The organism is Oribacterium sp. oral taxon 108 str. F0425 (assembly GCF_000214455.1).
GTDB classification, from domain to species: domain Bacteria; phylum Bacillota; class Clostridia; order Lachnospirales; family Lachnospiraceae; genus Oribacterium; species Oribacterium asaccharolyticum.
The window spans coordinates 1,223,879-1,243,700 of the sequence record NZ_AFIH01000001.1 but is presented as its reverse complement, the minus strand read 5'-3'; the positions used below and the strand labels follow the sequence as shown (position 1 = coordinate 1,243,700).

The 19,822-nt window shown below is 43.9% G+C and carries 18 protein-coding genes, 1 other RNA gene and 1 pseudogene; 2 read left to right on the top strand and 18 right to left on the bottom strand.

The window, feature by feature from the left end:
• Positions 1-176 precede the first annotated feature (176 nt).
• The 10 genes and pseudogenes from HMPREF9124_RS12050 to HMPREF9124_RS05860 all read right to left on the bottom strand — a co-directional run bounded on the left by HMPREF9124_RS12050 (position 177) and on the right by HMPREF9124_RS05860 (position 7,716).
• A complete protein-coding gene (locus HMPREF9124_RS12050) occupies positions 177-359 on the bottom strand; it encodes a hypothetical protein (protein WP_083816305.1) in 183 nt (60 codons plus the stop codon).
• On the bottom strand, positions 352-1,317 hold the full coding sequence (locus HMPREF9124_RS05895) for an SseB family protein (protein WP_009428718.1): 966 nt from the start codon (positions 1,315-1,317) through the stop codon (positions 352-354). The genes HMPREF9124_RS12050 and HMPREF9124_RS05895 overlap by 8 nt, the downstream gene beginning before the upstream one ends.
• Positions 1,317-1,847: a macro domain-containing protein gene (locus HMPREF9124_RS05890; RefSeq protein ID WP_009428209.1), complete on the bottom strand. Its 531-nt coding sequence runs from the start codon at positions 1,845-1,847 to the stop codon at positions 1,317-1,319. Before HMPREF9124_RS05890 ends, HMPREF9124_RS05895 begins: the two co-directional genes overlap by 1 nt.
• Before the next feature lie 164 nt (positions 1,848-2,011).
• Positions 2,012-2,236, bottom strand: coding sequence for a hypothetical protein (locus HMPREF9124_RS12665; protein ID WP_330367697.1), 225 nt, complete (start codon positions 2,234-2,236; stop codon positions 2,012-2,014).
• A 24-nt stretch (positions 2,237-2,260) separates the two neighbouring features.
• A pseudogene (locus HMPREF9124_RS12935) lies at positions 2,261-2,335 on the bottom strand (hypothetical protein); the annotation flags it as partial.
• Positions 2,336-2,352: 17 nt separating this feature from the next.
• On the bottom strand, positions 2,353-2,691 hold the full coding sequence (locus HMPREF9124_RS12270; protein WP_036597661.1) for a hypothetical protein: 339 nt from the start codon (positions 2,689-2,691) through the stop codon (positions 2,353-2,355).
• A gap of 93 nt (positions 2,692-2,784) precedes the next feature.
• Positions 2,785-3,663 (bottom strand): AbaSI family restriction endonuclease, encoded by an 879-nt coding sequence (locus HMPREF9124_RS05875; protein ID WP_330367763.1) that lies wholly within the window; start codon positions 3,661-3,663, stop codon positions 2,785-2,787.
• Positions 3,664-3,981: 318 nt separating this feature from the next.
• Entirely contained in the window at positions 3,982-5,523 is a 1,542-nt protein-coding gene (gene guaA / locus HMPREF9124_RS05870; protein ID WP_009427856.1) for a glutamine-hydrolyzing GMP synthase, read from the bottom strand.
• 414 nt (positions 5,524-5,937) lie between these two features.
• Positions 5,938-6,393 (bottom strand): IS200/IS605 family transposase, encoded by a 456-nt coding sequence (gene tnpA / locus HMPREF9124_RS05865; protein ID WP_007156859.1) that lies wholly within the window; start codon positions 6,391-6,393, stop codon positions 5,938-5,940.
• A 225-nt stretch (positions 6,394-6,618) separates the two neighbouring features.
• Positions 6,619-7,716, bottom strand: a complete 1,098-nt coding sequence (locus HMPREF9124_RS05860; RefSeq protein WP_009428871.1) for a glycerol dehydrogenase — start codon at positions 7,714-7,716, stop codon at positions 6,619-6,621.
• Between the two features lie 383 nt (positions 7,717-8,099).
• Here HMPREF9124_RS05860 and ssrA point away from each other — a divergent pair.
• Positions 8,100-8,442, top strand: a transfer-messenger RNA (tmRNA) gene (ssrA, locus tag HMPREF9124_RS11680).
• A 97-nt stretch (positions 8,443-8,539) separates the two neighbouring features.
• Here the strand turns inward: ssrA and yfcE are convergent.
• From yfcE to efp, 3 genes are all read right to left on the bottom strand, one after another.
• Positions 8,540-9,094 carry a phosphodiesterase gene (gene yfcE, locus HMPREF9124_RS05855; protein ID WP_009428283.1) on the bottom strand — a complete coding sequence of 185 codons (555 nt, stop codon included), beginning with the start codon at positions 9,092-9,094 and terminating at the stop codon, positions 8,540-8,542.
• 1 nt (position 9,095) lies between these two features.
• Positions 9,096-10,898 carry an arginine--tRNA ligase gene (gene argS / locus HMPREF9124_RS05850; protein WP_009429925.1) on the bottom strand — a complete coding sequence of 601 codons (1,803 nt, stop codon included), beginning with the start codon at positions 10,896-10,898 and terminating at the stop codon, positions 9,096-9,098.
• Positions 10,899-11,017: 119 nt separating this feature from the next.
• Positions 11,018-11,575: an elongation factor P gene (gene efp, locus HMPREF9124_RS05845; RefSeq protein ID WP_009429426.1), complete on the bottom strand. Its 558-nt coding sequence runs from the start codon at positions 11,573-11,575 to the stop codon at positions 11,018-11,020.
• A gap of 232 nt (positions 11,576-11,807) precedes the next feature.
• On the opposite strand from efp, the gene HMPREF9124_RS05840 reads away from it, so the two are divergent.
• Positions 11,808-12,893 (top strand): prephenate dehydrogenase, encoded by a 1,086-nt coding sequence (locus tag HMPREF9124_RS05840; protein WP_009428080.1) that lies wholly within the window; start codon positions 11,808-11,810, stop codon positions 12,891-12,893.
• Here HMPREF9124_RS05840 and metF read toward each other — a convergent pair.
• The 5 genes from metF to HMPREF9124_RS05815 form a co-directional block, all read right to left on the bottom strand.
• Complete coding sequence (gene metF / locus HMPREF9124_RS05835) at positions 12,890-13,792, bottom strand: methylenetetrahydrofolate reductase [NAD(P)H] (RefSeq protein ID WP_009428563.1); 903 nt, start codon at positions 13,790-13,792, stop codon at positions 12,890-12,892. The two genes, HMPREF9124_RS05840 and metF, sit on opposite strands and share 4 nt — an antisense overlap.
• The gene (gene metE, locus HMPREF9124_RS05830; RefSeq protein ID WP_009428310.1) at positions 13,779-16,046 is read right to left on the bottom strand and encodes a 5-methyltetrahydropteroyltriglutamate--homocysteine S-methyltransferase; all 2,268 of its coding nucleotides are present in this window, start codon (positions 16,044-16,046) and stop codon (positions 13,779-13,781) included. Before metE ends, metF begins: the two co-directional genes overlap by 14 nt.
• Before the next feature lie 251 nt (positions 16,047-16,297).
• Positions 16,298-17,122 (bottom strand): TPM domain-containing protein, encoded by an 825-nt coding sequence (locus HMPREF9124_RS05825; protein ID WP_009427953.1) that lies wholly within the window; start codon positions 17,120-17,122, stop codon positions 16,298-16,300.
• Positions 17,122-18,474 (bottom strand): zinc ribbon domain-containing protein, encoded by a 1,353-nt coding sequence (locus HMPREF9124_RS05820; RefSeq protein ID WP_009428435.1) that lies wholly within the window; start codon positions 18,472-18,474, stop codon positions 17,122-17,124. Before HMPREF9124_RS05820 ends, HMPREF9124_RS05825 begins: the two co-directional genes overlap by 1 nt.
• A 12-nt stretch (positions 18,475-18,486) precedes the next feature.
• Positions 18,487-19,773: an adenylosuccinate synthase gene (locus HMPREF9124_RS05815; protein ID WP_009428948.1), complete on the bottom strand. Its 1,287-nt coding sequence runs from the start codon at positions 19,771-19,773 to the stop codon at positions 18,487-18,489.
• Between the last annotated feature and the right edge of the window lie 49 nt (positions 19,774-19,822).

The window sequence follows — 19,822 nt, the reverse complement described above, 5'->3', positions numbered from 1 at the left end:
ACAAACTGTACGAGCAATGCGTCTGTCCTGACAAACGCCTCCAAGAGCTCGTTGGGGAAGCGCCCCAACCCCCTTCGACATCACCGGATTTCTCCGGTAATGAGCTAAGCAGCGGAGCCGCTTTTTAAGAATGGGAAGACAGAGAGTTTTCTCCATCTTCCCATTGAGAATTGCAGTTATTCCTCGATGCGGGACTTCATGTTCTCCACGATGTCCCATATCTCTTTATCCAGTACAAAAGGCTCGGTAAAGGCATTCAGTACGATGCCGGCAAGATCCTTTTCGTTATTCCTGGCAAGAGGAATCACTTCCAGCATGTGTCTCTGCACTTTTGAGAAATTGTCCCCGTACTCACCCACCCATGGCTTCCGTAGTGGTGAAGATCGGGAAGAAGAACTGCTCTCCGTTCTGCAGGATATCCGGAATCATTCTCGTCGCACCAACCGTTTTGAATTCTTTCCCAATAAGTTCGGCAGGGTCTGCGTCGAGATCGTCGGTCACCTTCTGAGCGATATCATTCCAGTATTTCTGGTCCTCATCGCTCAGGACAGCGTTACAAGGAATCCAGACATAGCTGTCGCGAAGTATCTCCAGAATGTCAATCAGGTGCGGCTCTGTGCGCTCGTTGTTGAAGGCAGTGACAGCCTCTTCCAACATACTTCCATCTTCCAGATTCGCTGCTGTGATCTTCTGACTCGGATTCATATCAGAATAACAGATTACCTTCTTTTCATCTGTCTCCTGCACGAAAAATGCAATCGTTTCGCCCTTATGATATCCGAAATTCTGATCCGGTTCATTGAGGAGTGTTCCCATAATCCAATGATCTCCAAGACCAGTGATCCGCGTCCAGCACCCTTCCGGCTTTAGACCGTCCTTCATCAGATACACGAGCACATCATCAACAAAATACTCGTGTCTGCTCCCGTCAAGAAAGCTCATCTCTCTGGTCTTCTCAACCTCTTCGGATGCATCGTAATGGTGGAGCATCTCAAGCTTATCGGCATACCTTTTTGCGAGAGTTCCATCCTCATCGTCAAAGAATGAAAATTCATCTTCCGCTACAGCGCCGATGCGGATGAAAGATCGGATTGTATCATTACCGTCATAAAATCTGAAACCGTTTTTGCTCTCTTCGCCGACCGCGAGGATTTCCATGGTAAGACCGCATTGTTGATCAATGTACCCGTAAGTCAGGATACAGTTTGCTTTGTCCGCTCCGGAAAAATCTTTCACAGATGTTTTCAGCATTTCCTTCAGCGGAATCGCTGTGAAGTGATGATAGAAGGCTCTGAAGCCTGCGTTCTTATAATTCATTACATCACCTCCAGTGCTTGCCGCTGCAATTCTTCCTTACCAAGTTGAAGGATCTTGTCATCCAGAACCGCAAAGAGAATGACGATATCATAGTTCGAATTCTTAGCGATAAAGTCGTTGCAGGCCTGCAGCGCTTTCCTCCAGGCTTTGTCCTTGGGATACCCGAAAATCCCGGCGGAGATCAGAGGGAACGCGATGGAATGGCATTCGTTTTCCATGGCAAGTTTCAGAGAGGCCTGATAGCAGCCGTAAAGTTTCTGCGTCTCTTTATGATTGTCATCCATCCAGACCGGGCCGACCGCATGAATGATGTATTTGGCGTCCAGATTGAACGCCGGCGTGACTGCCGTGCTGCCTGTATCACAATACCCTATCGCATCACACGTCTTCTGCAGCTGGTTCCATTCGGCTGCTTTGAAGATTGCTCCGCAGACGCCGCTACTGCCCTGAAGATGCTCGTTGGCAGCATTCACAATGCAATCTGTCCCGGCATCAGTGATGCTTACCTTTTCAATCCTGATCTTGCTCATCTGTGTCATCCTCCTCTGCATCAAGTAATCCTTTTACCAAAACCTCTAATAGTGCTACAATATCCATGAGAGTAATCTCCTTTGCATAGTTTTTTTGTCGAAACCATTGTATCAAAGGGTTAATGATTACTCTCTTTTTATTTCTTTATCAACTGACAAAATCTTTACTCTATTACCAGAAGTCCATCGAAACAATCTACAATGGGGGATAAATAGACCTTTCCGGCAGGAATGGCAAATTCCGTTATATCAGTTAAACATTTCTCATTTGGTTTCTCTGCTGAAAAATTTCTATTTATTATATTTCCTACAGCTGGTGATATTTCACCTTTATAAGAATTATATTTATGTGTCTTTTTGATTTTTACAGTAAGATGTTCTTCATTCATTATTCTTCGAACGATCTTCTCTGAAATTATGATGTTTTCCCTTTTTAGTAAAGCATGAATACGTCTATATCCATATCTGTGCTTGTTCTCATTGAGCAATGTTATTATCTTGTTTCTTACATTTTCATATTTATCAACTTGCCCAAGTACCTTTTCTTGATCATAATAGCTGCTTTTGGATAATTCCAGTTTGCGTAATATTTTATATTTTCACCAAGCTCATAGCAACGATGGATTGCATCTAATTTAACCTGCAATGGAGAGTTTCTTGGATGATCTGGTGGATAGTCAACAATCGGATAATCCTCCCGAGCCTTAGTAGGATATTTTTCTTCATAAACCCAGTTATATAGATTCTTTCTAGTAGGATATCCCAATATCCTTACTGTCTCTGATACAGATTCTGTCTGATGATATAGTTTAAGTGCGATTTCTTTTTGTTGTTTTGAATACACAAATAGGCTCCTTTCGGAGCCCTATGGTAGTCCAGATTTATGTCCGCACCCTCCTCCTTAAGTTGCTCTATGATTTAAACAAACTGAGATTTGTTATTTGGAAAGATTTAAAGAAATGCATTTTGATTCTCTTACCCAGACTCTCTTTTGTATTTCTCTTGTCTTTTCTGAATCCAATACATATATACCCTTAAATACATATGCCATTTCTCCAGATTCCATTTTATAATATGGGAAAACGATTCTTTTCTGATCTGCCTCTGGCTTTTGTAAGACTGCCTCAACAAATTCATTAGCGTTTTCCTTTGTTGATTCGTAGATTGTGTTTCCGTCAAGAGATATTTCATTATTATAAGGTACTCTTTGAATTACATCCTCTAACTTGAGCTTCGGACACCAAATCCATATATTAGATCCTTTCGACTTTTCGAAGTAACACCTCTGCGTACCGTGATATCCCTTGTCAAATAACTCCGACACTTCTTGGATTGTCCTCAATGCAATCTTGCCATCGAATATATCTTTACCTTCAGCTTTTACTTGATCTGCAGTTTTGATGATATCTTCCCACTCTAATGGTTTAGTAAGTTTATTGATTCGTTCTTTAATAAGTTCAACAACTTTATCAATTTGTGCGTTTAGTGATTCAAGCGTTTGACTGAACTCAGCATTTATTCTTAATTCCTCTGGTTCAAATTCAACCACGTTTTCCAGACTCCGCATCTTCTTAAGAATGTCTGCAGTACGTTCTTTATCCAATTCTTCTTGCGTCTTATGGTGATCTTCGTCAATCTCAACCGATAAATTTAGTTGCGGAAAGTATAAATCTGCTAAGGCTATTTTGTTTTCTTTACGCCTGAACATTTGTTGTGTTACGAATTTTAAATCTGGATTGTCAATTTTATTATAGATTCGTTCTATGCAGTAATTTTCGCTCTTCTTATTCCAAGTTCTTCGAAACTGGTGAAGAATATAATCCTATCTATCTGTAATTTTGCTCATTATTCTTTCTCCATATCCTTATCTCTTTCAAATTCAAATTTATCACCCGCTATTTTCCACAAAAGCCTCCCATCAAAATGATGGAAGGCTTTCTATGATCTCCTACCTTATTGCCCTTCGGTCAATAAGTATCGCTCGTAAAGCTCGCTTAATTCAACAACTCCCTTTCAGACATGCTTTTTCAGCTTTTTAGTATCAAAACAGTATCATTTAGAGAATTTCACCACTTCAAAAACGCTCAATACCTGTATTTTCAGGCATTTTAAAACAGAAACATATTTGCTTCTGCTATTCCATCTCAATCGTTCCTGGTGGCTTGGATGTCAAATCATAGAACACCCTGTTCACTCCCTTTACCTCATTCACGATTCGATTCATTACTCTCTGGAGTACGCTAAAGGGGATATCCGCACATTCTGCGGTCATAAAGTCATCGGTAATCACCGCGCGGAGCGCCACCGCATAGTCATAGGTACGGAAGTCTCCCATAACCCCCACGGAGCGCATATTGGTGAGGGCGGCAAAATACTGGCTGTAGGAACGGGAAAGTCCCGCCTTCTCGATTTCTTCACGGTAAATGAAGTCCGCATCCTGTACCATGCGAACCTTCTCAGGCGTCACCTCTCCGATGATTCTTACCCCAAGTCCCGGTCCCGGGAAGGGCTGACGATAAACCAAGTGTTCCGGAAGACCAAGCTCCAGTCCTACCTTTCGCACCTCGTCCTTAAAAAGAAGACGCAAGGGCTCTACGATTTCTTTAAAGGAAATGTTCTTGGGGAGTCCGCCCACATTGTGATGAGACTTAATCACTGCGCCCTTTCCAAGGCCTGATTCCACCACGTCGGCATAAATGGTTCCCTGGGCAAGAAAGTCCACTGTTCCGATTTTATTTGCCTCACGCTCAAAGATACGGATAAACTGCTCTCCGATAATTTTTCTCTTCTTCTCCGGATCTTCCACCCCGGCTAATTTCTCAAAATACTCTTCTCCTGCATTGACACGGACGAAGTTTAACTCGAAATCTCCCTTTTCGCCGAAGATTTCCTCCACCTGATCTCCTTCATTTTTCCGAAGAAGGCCGTGGTCCACGAACACGCAGTACAGCTGCTTTCCGATGGCTCTGGAAAGAAGCCCTGCTGCAACGGAGCTGTCCACACCGCCGGAAAGGGCTAAAAGTACCTTGCCGGATCCGATTTTATTTTTCAAAAGGGAAACCTGCTCCTCTACGAAGGACGCCATTTTCCAGTCTCCGGTACATTTGCAGACGTCATAAAGAAAATGATGAATCATCTTCTGCCCTTCCACGCTATGCTGTACCTCCGGGTGGAACTGCACCGCATAAATCTGTCTCTTCACGTCTTCCATTCCCGCAACAGGGCAATGCTCCGTATGGGCGGTAATGGTAAAGCCCTCCGGCACCTTGGCAATATAGTCGGTGTGGGACATGAAAACGGTGGTCTCCTCCGAAACATCGGAGAAAAGCACGGAGGACTTCTCCACATGAGTTTCCGTCTTTCCATATTCGCTGACAGGGGCGGTAGCCACCTCTCCCCCAAGCTCATAGGCAATGAGCTGTGCTCCATAGCAGAAGCCGAAAATGGGGATGCCCAGCTCGAAAATTTCTTTTCCGATATGCTGGCTTTCCTCTTTGTACACGGACTGAGGTCCCCCGGTGAAGATAATTCCCTTGGGACTTAATTCCTTAATCTTCTCTATGCCAATGTCGGAACTGTAAACCTCTGCATAAACCCCTTCGTCTCTTACTCTACGGGCAATCAACTGGTTGTACTGTCCACCAAAATCCAAAACGAGAATCTTCTCATGATTCATTTTTCTTTCCCCTTTTCTTCAGTTCGTCCAACGGCAATCCAGTGGAAGCATTCACTTGCACAAAATCGTTTTCATTATAGTTTATCTTTATTCCTTATAGCAAGTGCTATCCGGAAGATATTTCTTTTCACATTTTGGGATTGCCGTACATATCCGGAAGATATTTCTTGTCTCATTTCGTAATCGCAATACTTATTCCGAAGATAATTCCCATTCTCGACAAGAATCACTACCACCCGTCAAACGGGTGGTTTGCTCGGGGCTATAAGCCCCTGCTACTGGCCAGCGTCTAAAGGCGCTGGCTTTCATTTTGGGCTATGGGAAGTTTGCTTTGCACCTTCCCACAGCTCCATTCAAGCCATATTGCGTTTGACTCGTCGCTACCCCATAAAGGGGTATTGTTACTACTGCACTTTAACCCTTAAAAGGGTCTTCATATTCTTTAACACTTAGTTTATCCAAAGCTATATCGTGTTTTTCTTGATCTTGGATATACTTTTTTATTGTGGCTTCATTTAAACCTACTGTACTGACATAATAGCCTTCGGCCCAGAAATGTCTGTTCCCAAATTTGTATTTAAGATTTGCGTGTTTATCAAATATCATCAAAGCACTTTTTCCCTTTAAATAGCCCATAAAAGAAGAAACGCTAATCTTAGGTGGAATACTAACCAGAATGTGTACATGGTCCGGCATTAAATGCCCTTCTATAATCTCCACTCCTTTAAAGGCGCAGAGTTGCTTGATAATATCCCGAATATCTGACTTATATTGATAATATATTATTTTTCGCCTATACTTCGGTGTGAAGACAATATGATATTTACACATCCATTTCGTATGTGCTAATGCATATTCTTTCTTCGCCATAAAATCACCTTCCTTTTCTGCAATATAGCTTGAACAACTTTATTGTATTAGGAAAGGTGATTTTTGTATAACAAGTGTTTCCCACCCGCATAGCGGGTGGTTTTTTGTATCAGAGCTAACATTTTTCAAATGTCAGCTCCGATACTGGCTAAAGTCCATGAAAAAAATCCATTTCCACCGCGATATTCGCGATAGAAATGGACTGCGGAAAATTTGAGTTTCTCCTTAGCAGCTTCCTTTTCTCTTTCTGCCAAGAGCGTCTGCGGCAATGATTGCATCATAAAGCTCCGTTTCCGTAACATCCCCTGCTAGGTTATGAATGGTTTCTCCGGGAATGCAGGCATTTTTTGCAATAGTGTGTAAATCCTGATCGGAGAAATTTCCGAGCTCTTCCAAGGTTATAGGCAGACCTACAGCAACACAGAAGTCCTGCACTTCTTCAAATTCTTCCTTCTTAACTCCTTCCAGACAAAGCTGTACCAGTGTACCGAAGGCGACACAATTTCCGTGCGGAGCACTGTGTCCGCCGAGGGAGGTAAGACCGTTGTAGAAGGAATGCGCTGCGGCAACATTAACATTATCCGCACCTACGCCGGAGAGATAGACGCAAGCCTCAATGATATTGTCCAAAGCCTTGGTAACCACGTGATTTTCACAGGCTACAATGGCTGCTTCTCCGAACTTCTTCAGATTCTCATAACAATACTTCGCCAAAACCATTCCTGCACCGGGAATACCGGCATTTTCCAAGCTGGGAGACTCGGTACGAAGAGAAGCTCTTCCCTCAAAATAAGTTCCAAGGGCATCTCCCATTCCGGCAATTAAGAAACGAACCGGGGCATGGGCAATTACGGTGCTGTCTACCAAAACACAGTCCGGATTCGTCGGATAGAAAAGATATTCTTTGAAAGATCCGTCATCATGATAGATTACGGAAAGACCGGTACAGGGAGCATCCGTAGCCACTACCGTCGGAATGATGACAATCTGCTTTTTCTCATAAAAGGCTGTTGCCTTCGCCGTATCCACAGCGGAACCGCCCCCTACTCCGACAACAGTATCAATGCTGTTTTCCTGTACGATTTTCCGCATTCTGGCAATCTCGGACTCACTGGAAATGCCGCCGAAAATCTCATAGTAACGAGTTTTATCCGTTCCTTCAAAGCTTTTTTCCAACTTGTCATGACAAGCTTCATAGGAGCTATGAGAACAGACAAAGAGATAATTTTTTCCCATATACTCTGTTTCCTTACAGAAAGAAAGCAATGCATCTCTTCCCTGAACATATTTCAACGGATTTCTCATTTCTCTAAGCATTTTCATTTTCATTCTCCTTAAAACTCTTTTCCCAACTTGTTAGATTCTTTTCCGCATCATTTTTCTAAAAAAAAGATGCAAAATATAATGGTTATATATTTAACAATCTATATTGTAACACGAATTTTCGGAAAAAGGAGGTGAAATTGCAGATTTGGTTATAATGGAAATGTGATTCGACTATTCCTTAAAAGCGAGAGAAATATCCGCCAAAATCTCCCTCCCATTCGAATCATTTTCTTTCAAAATGATGAATTCTCTCTTTTAAAACAGCGTACTTGAAAAAAGAAATGACGGATGGACAATAAGAGAGCACAGGATGGGTAATCAGAGAATGCACAAGCTTCTTTACAAATCCTTCTTTTCCCCGTAAAATAAAAGCTGTCTAAGGGCTTGTACCGGTTTCGACGGGGACGATGCAGCTTTAGAAGCTATCCGAAAGAAGTCGCGTTAAACTTCAAACCTAAAATTAAACGCTAACGATAATAGTTACGCATTAGCAGCCTAAGCGCTGCTGGCCAGCCTTCTCTCACTCACAGGAGAAGAACCTGACCTCATCTATGTGAGAAACGACGTGTATGGTTCCTCCCATGCTCGGGCGTATGTAGAGGATACCGGCTTATAAAAGAAGTGCACAGCTTTTATATGTGGGGAATCTTGAAGTGTACTATGATAGTAGAAGGAAAGGGAATTCGTTTTCGGACATGGGTTCGACTCCCATCAGGTCCACGATTAAAAAACGCTAGGAATTAATCCAAGAACGGCTTGAAACCTAGCGTTTTTACTTGCTATTGAAGCTTTTTCATGAAACGTGACTTACTTTTCCTTATTAAAACTCCACTTCCTTCACCACTTCCCCGTCCAAAGTGTAAATGGTGAAGCCCTTCTCCGTAAGCACCCCGTAGCTGTTCGGGTTTCCTTCCTTCGGGAGGCTCACTGAACCCGGATTTAAGTGATAATAAAACTTTCCGTCCCGCTCCTTTTTCTCCGCAACAGGAAGATGGGTATGCCCCTGTAAGAAGACATCGCCGTTCTTTCTTAACGGAAAGCTTTCATGATTATACACATGCCCGTGGCTTAAGAAAATGCTTCTTCCTCCCAAGTCTAAAAGGGCGTAATCCGCCATAACCGGGAAGTCCAGCACCATCTGATCCACTTCCGCCTCACAGTTTCCGCGAACGGCAAAGATTTCGTCTTTTAAAGGATTCAGCATTTTGATGACTTCCTTCGGCGCATAGTCCTTCGGCAAATCATTTCGCGGACCGTGGTAGAGGACATCGCCCAGGAGGAGAATCTTCTCATAGTCTCCCGCCCGGTAGACATCCAATACCTTCTTCGTATAGTAAGAAGAGCCGTGTAAATCGCTCATAACAAAATACTTCATTTTACATCTTCTCCGGTGCAGAGAATCCGAGCACATGAATGGCGTCGGTCAATATTCTCCAAGTCAGTGCAAGGTGAGCAATATAGTTCTTCTGCTTTTCCTTATCCTCTTCCCCAAGAATCTTTACATTGTGGTAGAAGGCATTGAAGCTGTTTGCCAGGGCATAAATGTATCCGCAGATCTTATGCGGTGCCAGCTCCTTCCATGCATCCTTCATTTCATCGGAGAAAACAACAATCTGCTTCTCGAGAGCGAGTAAAGAAGGCTCATCCTCGGAATGAATCGGATAGTTCTTTCCGTAGTTTGCAATCCAAGTTGCGGTATCTGCAGAACTCTCACCGTTCGCTTCGGCGTATTTCCGTAAAATAGAGGCAATACGCACGATGGTATAAAGGATATAAGGACCGGTATTTCCTTCAAAAGCACTGAACTTCTCAAGGTCGAAAATATAATCCTTCGTAATCTGATTGGAAAGATCCCCGTACTTCAAGGCTGCAAGAGCAATAACCTTTGCGGTTTCCTGTCTCTCTTCACTTGTGAGTCCGGTATCCTTTCCTTCCTCCATACGGGAAAGTACGGAGTCTCGAATCTCGTCAATAAGCTTCTCTAAACGAAGCACGCCGCCATCTCTTGTTTTAAAGGGCTTTCCGTCCTTGCCGTTCATGGTTCCGAATCCCATGAAGGTGAGCTTCGTTTCCTTCGGAAGGAGCTCTGCCTTTCTTCCTACACGGAAGAAGGAAGTATAGTGCAGCTCCTGACGGCTGTCCGCCACATAAAGATACCAGTTCTGCGGATAGAGCTTTTCTCTGTCCATAATGGTCCCGAGGTCGGAAGTTGCATAAAGGCTTGCTCCGTCTGACTTTAAAATCATACAGGGAGGAAGCTCCTTCTTATCCCCCGGCTCTGCAATATCCACGACAAGCGCACCGTTCGAACGATAGGAAAGCCCCTTCTCTTCCAAAATTTCAATGAGTCTGGGGAAATAAGGCTCCGCATCGGACTCGCCCTTCCAGATTTCAAAATGCACATCCAGCGCATCATAATTTTTCTTTAAGTCGGCAATGGAAACCTTCATAATCTTTTCCCAAGCCTTCTTATACTTTTCTTCGCCCTTCTGCAGTCTTACCGTGATATCTTTTGCACGGTTCGCATACTCTTCATTCTTTAAGCTGCCGTCGGCATTCTTCTCTTTGGCTTTTGCGGAAGCAAAGGGATAGATTTCTTCCAGTTCTCCAATGGTAAAATCCTTTTCCAGTTCTCCTCTTTCTTCCAGTTCTCCAATGATAAGACCCATCTGCAGACCGAAGTCACCAAGGTGCACATCGCCCACAGCTTCATTTCCCATACGGATAGCCAGACGCTTTAAGGCTTCTCCGATGGATGCGGAACGGAGGTGTCCTACATGGAGGGGCTTTGCCACGTTCGCTCCGCCGTAGTCCACAAGCACCTTCTGTCCTTCTTTCGGGTCTAAACCGAGCTTCTCATCTTCAGCCATAAGACCGCAGTATTTTGCAAGGAATGCAGGAGAAAGAGTCATATTCAAAAATCCCGGCTTAACGACTTCCACCTTGGAGAATAAAGGTACGGAAAGCGCCTTATCTCCTTCCAAATACTTCTGCACATCCTCAGCCAGCTCAATCGGATTCTTCTGATATTTCTTCGCTCCGATTAAAGCGCCGTTACTCTGATAGTCACAAAGGTCCGGACGATTGGAAATCGTAACCTTTCCCAATTCCTTTTCATATCCGGCAGACTCAAATGCAAGTTCTACGGCATTTTGTAAAATCTTCTTTACGCTTTCCATACTAATCCTTTCTATTCTTTTCCCAATTATGGAAAAAGACTTCCTGAATCGGAAGTCTATTCCTTATCTAAACGAGACATCGTACAGCCTTGCGCGACGCTCACTCCGCATAAAAAGACTTATGCTCTGGACTCGTATTCTCCTGTCTGTGTGGAGATGATGATCTTGTCTCCAATATTCACAAACAAAGGTACCTGAACCTCTACCCCTGTTTCCACGGTAGCAGGCTTGGTAGCACCGGTAGAAGTGTTTCCTTTGATGCCCGGCTCGGTGTGTACCACTTCGAGGGTAACCTTCAAAGGAGGCTCTACAGAGAATACATTTCCCTGATAAGAAACAACTTTAACAGTTTCATTTTCCTTTACAAACTTCATGGAATCGGCAATCTGGTCATGAGAAAGAGCAATCTGCTCAAAGGTCTCATTGTTCATGAAGTTGTACATCTCTCCGTCATCATAGAGATACTGCATATCCACTCTGTCAATTCTGGCTGCCGGGAACTTCTCGGTCGGTCTGAATGTCTTATCTGTCACGCCGCCATTGATTACATTTCTTAACTTGGTTCGGACGAAAGCAGCCCCCTTACCGGGCTTAACGTGCTGGAATTCAATAATCTGAACTACCTGTCCATCCATCTCGATTGTTATACCATTTCTGAAATCACCTGCAGAAACCATAAATCCTCCTAAATATCATCTATATACGGGAAACAGCCACAAGGGCACAGTTCTACCCTAAACTCGCAGTCAATTCTAATATAAAATGAAAATGCACGCAAGCTTTTCTTGAAAAACGTACACTCTTCGCAGTTTTCATGTATAATTTGAAAAGATTGCAAGGATCTGTTTTGTAATCATACTATCTTGTCTAAAAATGACTTGATTTCAAAGAAATCAGAGGGGTAAAAGTATGGAGTGGAATCATATCACTTTCTTCGGCTTAGGCTTAATCGGGGGTTCATTGGCAAAGGCCATCAAAAAAGTCTATCCCGATACGCATATTTCCGTTTTGGATAAGGACAGCTCTTCCGTGCAAATCGCTTTAACGGAAGGCATCGTGAATCAAGAATTGAAAAGTTTCGAAGAAATAGGGAAGGATTGCAATCTTCTGTTTTTATGCGCTCCGGTAGAAGAAAACCGCTCCTTTTTAAAGAAACTGAAAAAGCAGCTCTCCCCCCATACCCTTTTAAGTGATGTAGGATCCACCAAAACCGCCATCATGGAGGAAGCGGAAAAGTTGGGGATTTCGGCGCAATTTTGCGGTGGGCATCCTATGGCCGGGGCGGAACTTTCCGGCTATAAGGCTTCCGATGCTCTTCTTTTGGAAAATGCTTATTATCTCTTGACACCGGGAAAAGATTTTTCCTCGGAAAATACGGAGAAAATGAAGACTTTTCTTTCCTCTATCGGTAGTATTCCCTTTGTCATGAGTCCGGAGGAACATGACCGGTCCGTCGCCTGTGTAAGCCATCTTCCGCATTTGATTGCCGCAAGTCTGGTAAAGCTTTTAAAGAAAGAAGATGAAAAAGGCAGTATGAAAAAGCTGGCAGCGGGAGGCTTCAAAGACATCAGCCGTATCGCCTCTTCTTCTCCCGTCATGTGGCAGCAGATTTGCCTCAGCAATAAAAAGCCGATTTTGGAAATGATAGAGGCTTACATGCAACAATTGGAAGAAATCCGCTCTTCCATAAAAAAAGAAGAGCCCCATGCAATCGAGGAACTCTTCCGGGAATCGGGGACCTATCGCAATTCCATGGACAGCAGCGCACAGGGTCTGATTCACAGTGACTACGCCATCTCCATCCGTGTTCAGGATCATCCCGGTGCCATTTCCATCATTTCCACGATACTGGCCTCCAACAGGGTCAGTATCCGTAACATCGGCATCAATCACAACCGAGAAAAGGGTGAAGGCGCCTTACAGCTTTCGTTCTACACGGGAGAGGACTGTGAAATGGCCAAAAAACTTTTACATAAATATGGCTTCGACCTTTAGGCCGAAGCGCTTGTTCCCTCTTTCTCTCCCTTTTCACCGGTGTCGAAGAGGCTGTGTGTTGCCTTATAAATTTCTCTGGCAATATAAGAATTGTTCATCGTGTAAAGATGTACCCCATCTACCCCATGCGTCAGCAAGTCCACGATTTGATCTACGGCATAGGCAATTCCGGCATCTCTCATGGCGACCGAATTATCTTCATATTTTTCCAGAATTCTCTGAAATTTCTTCGGAATTTTGACGCCGCAAAGGCCTGCCATCCTTAAAACCTGGCGCCGGTTAATGACCGGCATGATTCCCGCCTCAATCGGTACTGAAATCCCCGCCAAATCACATTTTTCAAGAAAATCATAAAAATATTCGTTGTCGAAGAAAAGCTGGGAAATCAGATACTCTGCGCCGGCATCGACCTTGGTTTTCAAATTTCGAATGTCCGCTACCTTATCCGGGTTTTCAATATGTCCTTCCGGATAGCAGGCTGCAGAAATACGAAAATCACCGTTCTCTTTCAGAAAAGCTACTAAATCCGAAGCGTAACGGAAGTCTCCTCGATTTTCCATGCCTTCGGGAATATCTCCACGTAAGGCCAGGATATTTTGAATCCCGGCACTCTTAAACTCCTCTATTTTATCCAATATATCTTCTTTTGTTAAACCGATGCAGGGAAAATGCACCACGCTGGGAACATGGCAGATATTCTTGATATGCTCTGCGATGGAGATTGTACTTTGCTTGTTCTCTCCACCTCCCGCGCCGTAAGTTACCGAAATAAAATCGGGGCGCAAATCCTGCAGCTCATATAAGGTTTCATAGATGGTTTCAATCGGAGCATTCCTTCGAGGCGGAAATACCTCGAAGGAAAAAACCGTTTTTCGGGAAAATAAATCAACAATACTCATTTCTCAGTTCCTTTGCCGCCTGTACAAGGTTTTTCAAGCTTGCCAAGGTTTCCTCTCTACCTCTGGTCTTTAAGCCGCAGTCCGGATTGACCCAGAGCTTTTCTTTTTCAATTTTCTTCAGCATCTTTCCGAGTGCCTCTTTGATTTCCTCAACGGACGGTACTCTCGGAGAATGGATATCATATACACCCGGGCCTACTTCCGTACGGAAATGGTTCTCCCGCAAAGAATCCAAAATCAGTAAGTCGGAACGGGAAGCCTCGAAGGAAATAACGTCCGCATCCATGTTGTCAATCGCCTTAATAATATCGGTAAACTCACTGTAGCACATATGCGTATGAATCTGCGTCCCTGCCTGACATCCGCTGTGTACCAGACGGAAGGCGGGAATAGCCCAATCCAAATACTCACTGTACCAGTCGGACTTACGAAGAGGCAGCTTCTCTCTTAAAGCCGCTTCATCTACCTGAATCACTTTGATGCCGTTCTTCTCTAAATCCAAGACCTCATCCCGGATTGCCAAAGCAATCTGCTTGGTGCTTTCCGCAATGCTGATATCCTCTCTCGGGAAAGACCAGTTTAAAATCGTTACCGGACCGGTAAGCATACCCTTCATGGGGCGCTTCGTTAAGCTCTGCGCATAAGTGGACCATTCCACAGTCATAGCGGAAAGTCTTCGAACATCTCCCCAGATGATAGGCGGCTTTACACAACGGGTTCCGTAAGACTGTACCCAAGCCTTCTCGGTAAACAAGAAGCCGCTTAAGAGCTCTCCAAAGTACTCCACCATGTCGTTTCTTTCGAACTCACCGTGCACCAGAACATCCAAATCCAACTCTTCCTGAATCTTTACCCACTCAGCTATCTTTGCTTTATTAAAGGCAACATACTCTTCCTTGGACTTCTCGCCCTTCTTAAAGGCATTTCTGTTCTCGCGAACATCCGCAGACTGCGGGAAGGATCCGATGGTTGTGGTCGGGAAAAGCGGAAGCTTAAATTCTTCCTTCTGAATCTTTTCTCTCTCGGAAAAGGCAGGAAGTCTGGTATAATCCGCATCGGTAATGGCAGCGCAACGTTCCTTAACCGCCTTATCTTCACTGTTCGGTCTTGCTGTGGCAAAGAGAACCTTATTTTCCTCCAAGACTTCCGCCCCTGCCTTCCCGTCTAAGATATGCTTCAAATCCAAAAGCTCGGAAAGCTTCTCCACCGCAAAGCTGAAATGTCTCTTTACCTCGTCGGAAAGCTTATTTTCCCCCTCCAAGGTATAGGGAACATGCAGTAAGGAGCAAGAGGTGCCAAGCACTACGGAAACGCCCTTTTTCTCCAAATCCTTTACTGTTTCTACCGTCTTTTCATAATGGTTCTTCCAAATGTTTTTTCCGTTGATCAAGCCGGCAAAAAGAAGCTTATCCTTGGGAAAGCCCTTCGCAAGAAGATTACGAGTCTCTTTTCCTTCCAGAAAATCCAGGCCTACACCGTCAAAGGGCAGTGCCAAAATGCTTTCATAAGCGTCTCTTACATCGCCGAAGTAAGTCTGTAACAATACCTTTGTCTCGCCCTTTACAGAAAGAATCTCTTTATATAAGGCAGTAAAAAGTGCAAGATCATCCTGATCCAAATCTCTTACAAGATACGCTTCATCAAAGGCAATCCACTGTGCACCGAGAGACGCAAACTTTTCCACATAGGCCTTGTAAGCGGAAATCGCCTCAGGAAGGAAATCTTTCTCCGTCTTCTTTTCGGTATAGCGGAGAAGCTTTAATAAGGTAAAGGGACCGATAACCACAGGCTTCGTCTCAACCCCTAAAGCCTTCGCCTCTTCATACTCTTTAAAAGGCTTATCTCCTGCAAGACGAATCTCATCCTTATCGGAAATCTCCGCTACCATGTAGTGATAGTTTGTATTGAACCACTTCTTCATCGCAAGCGCTTTCACATCTCCAGCCGGTCCCTTATAGCCTCTTGCCATTGCAAAATACTTCTCTAAGGGACTTAAAGACAGTTCTCTGTAACGCTCCGGAATGATATTAAAAAGCACTGCGGCATCCAAGAAATTGTCATAAAAAGAAAAATCGTTGGACGGAATAAAATCCACTTCCTTTTCCTGCATTTTCAGCCACTGCTTTTTTCGGATATCCTTTGCAAGTGCCTCCAGCTCCTGCTCGGATACCAATCCTTTAAAAAATTTCTCCGTTGTAAACTTAAGTGCTCTTAATGCTCCCACTCTGGGAAATCCGATTACCGATGTTTGCATATTTGTTCTCCTTACTTTTCTGTTTTTCTGTTTTTTTCTTCCTGTATCTTTTTCTTTATGAACCATTCTCAAGAGTAGTGAACAGTCGACTAAAAAACAAGTCTAAAGTAGGTATAGCATATACTAAAGAAGCCGATTTTGCTAAATATAAAAAAACAGGATTTAGCTATAGTTTATTCCTATAGCTAAATCCTCGATTTTAATGTCGCACAGGTGAAGCCCGAGACATCTTTTGCCACAAACTCAGAATCCTAAAAACGATGTCCGCCGCCTCCGGAAGAAAATCCGCCGGAATGTCCGCCGCCTGAGAATCCTCCTCCCGAAAAGCCTCCGCCAGAACGTCCTCCTCCACTTCTTCCGCTTCCACCGCCGGAGCTGATTCGCATCTTACTTTGGTTTGTCATAAGAACCTCACGATCTTCCAGCGTGATATTGGGTTGAAGTGCTCCAAGTACAGCCCGGGAGCCGGCTTTATTCTGCTTCCAGGATAGAAGAAGCATGGTAAAGTTAAAGAGCAGTCCCAAGAAGATTGCCAGGAAGAAATTACTGATCCAGCGCATCGGAGTCGCAATAAAGCGTCCTTCCATCTTTCCCTGCACTTGTCTGAAAGCAAGAGACGCAGTCTTATAAAAATCACCTTTACTTGCGAAAACATAGACATTGTCCGTAATGCTGTTTGCCACATTGCTTGTAATGGTTTTATAAAAGTTTCCTCCGCTTTGAATGCGGATCTCTTTATTTCCCATATCAATAAAGAAAATCAGGCCGCTCTTTCCATAAAATACTTCCTTGTAAAAATCGCGAATATTGGAAGCCGCATCATTTTCCCCACGTCCTGAAAGAAAGGCCACATTGCCGTATTCCGTCAAAGGAATTAATTTTTGAGCAAGCTTCTCTTCTTCCGAACTGCTGAGTAAGTCCTCTTCATCATCAATATAAGCCGTGTAGCCCGTTTTTTCATTTTCATAAACAGAAGAAGAAAGGAAGGAACTTACATCCAAAGCATAGGCCTTTCCCATGGAGAAAAGTCCAAGAAAAAGAGCAAAAAGAAGGCTCTTAAAGATTGTCCTCATCATCACTCCTCCTTCTTTTCAAAAAAATCGGGAACCGCACGCGTCGTCAAAACATTAAATTTCCGAATCATCATTCTCAGAGAAAGAATCGATGCCAAAGCGGATAAAGCAGCCGCAATATAGTAATACTCATCCCGAACCGGATGCCAGATTAAAATGGCTACGGAAAGGAAAAGGGCTAGTAAGGCAAACGAAGTTCCACTCTTTTTCCTGTCCGTTTCTTCTTGCTTCTTCTGCTCCTTACTATATCGTAAAGCTTCTTTATCCCTCTCCTGAATTTTCTTCATTTGCAGCTGAGATAAGAAAATCAAAAAGAGAGAAAGCGCTAAAGTATAGATAGGTAAGCTTTCCGCCGAAATCTGGATAAAAAGGTTTAAAACAAGGAAAATGGGCACAGCCATCAGTAAGGAAGCCCTCTGAAACTTCTGTTCATCAATCGGGATATCACAATAGATTTTTCCGGTTTGCCCGTTAACTACCGCATAAGCAATTCTGTCTCTCTTTTTATAACTCAAAAACCAGATAGGAAACATTCCTCTTCCGACTGTCATTTCTTTTTCTAAAGAATAGGGATTTATTCCTCCATGAATTCTTATATCTTCCGTACCGAATCCATTGCTTCCCGTCACAAATCTTCCCAATTCTTCTCCCAACATGGAAAAGGCTTCCTTCTCATACCCGGAAGATTCCGTATCCGCAATTTCACTATAAAATCCCAAGAGATAGTTCGGCGTGAACTCTTTCATCTTTTCTCTGGAAAACGGGGCAATGACAGCGGAAATATTGTCATCAAAACGAAGGGAGGCATCGAAGGGGATGCCTTCCACCTCTCCTTTCAACTTTCCACTTAAGGAATAGTCTTCCATAATGACATAATTGCCTCTGACATATTTTCTGTCACCCTTTAAATTGATTTCTCCGCCGAAATGATAATTATAAAGCCAATAAGGCAGATAAAATCCTACAAAGCGATCCAGATAGGCCGGATCTTCCAAATCTCTTTGCCTGTAATAGAAGGAGCGAATCTTCTTCAGATATATCTCCTTACATTGCTCCTTTGTGATTTGAAAGGGGATGATTTTCTGCGGTTTTTTCTCCTGCTTGATACGACTCTCAAAGACTACCGCGGAGCCGCAGTAAGCACAAAAACCGGTTGCCGATAAGTCTGTACTCTCAATTTCCGCACCACAGTTAGGGCAGGTAAATACCTTTGTTTCATAAACATCCTGCTCCATACTTTCCGGGGTTCTGTTGTAAGTTACCGGGTCAAAATGGGTCTGACAGTTCTGACATGCCAGGTCCTGACTGTCGATGGAGAACCGTACCTCTCCCCCACAATTCGGACAATGTGCCATAGGCCTTCCTTTCTATATTTTCGGTCTTCTCATCAGCATTTCATGTCTTTCCGGTCCGTTGGATACCATGGTAATCGGAACCTCCAACTCCTTTTCAATAAAGTCGATATAATCTCGACACGCCTCAGGCAATTCTTCGTACTTTCGAATTCCGCGAATATCGCAGTGCCAGCCTTTCAACACGGTATATATCGGCTTTGCCTTTCGAAGCAGAGGCGTAACCGGGAAGTCCTTGACTACCTTTCCGTCAATCTCATAAGCGGTACATACCGGAATTTCTTCTAAATATCCCAAAGGATCCAATACCGTTAAAGCCACTTCCGTTGCTCCCTGTAAAGCACATCCGTAGCGGGAGGCCACTGCATCATACCAGCCGACTCTTCTCGGGCGACCTGTCGTTGCCCCGTACTCTCCCTTATCTCCGCCGCGCTTTCTGAGTTCCTCCGCTTCCTCTCCGAAGATTTCAGAAACGAATTCACCGGCTCCGACTGCAGAAGAATATGCCTTTGTAACACAAACCACACTGTTGATAGAGTATGGCGGAATTCCGGCCCCTACTGCGCCGAAGGAGGCCAGGGTATGGCTGGAAGTCACCATCGGATAAATTCCGTGGTCGGTATCCTTCATCGTTCCAAGCTGTCCCTCCAAAAGAATCTTCTTTCCTTCCTTAATCGCCTTTCTCAGGAAAAGAGAGGTATCACAAAGGTAAGGACGAATCTGCTCTCTCTGCTTCTTCAACTCGGAAAGAACAGTGTCATAATCCAGTCCCTTCTTTCCGTAGAGACTCTCAAACAACGCATTTTTAATTTCCAAAATCTTCTGTAACTGCTCTTCCAGAATGTCATCATAATAGAGCTCATTAACCTGCAGACCGATTTTCGCATACTTATCGGAGAAGAAGGGTGCTATTCCGGACTTTGTGGAGCCGTAGCTCTTCTTCCCGAGTCTTTCCTCCTCATACTCATCCTGTAAAACATGGTAAGGCATCAAAACCTGTACGCGGTCTGAAATATAAATCTTCGGTGTCGGAACACCGGCTTCCTCCAAAGCATGAAGCTCTGTTAAAAACTTGGGGATGTCCAAGGCCACTCCGTTTCCCAAAACGGAAGTCACATTCGGATTGAATACACCGCTTGGAAGCAGATGCAGGGAAAACCTGCCGTAGTTGTTGATAATGGTATGCCCTGCATTGGCTCCTCCCTGGAAACGTACTACCACATCTGCATTCTCTGCAAGATAGTCCGTAATTTTCCCCTTTCCTTCATCTCCCCAGTTTGCACCGACGATTGCCTGAACCATAATTTTCCCCTTTCCAAATCATTTACTGAAAATAGTATTTTAGAACCAT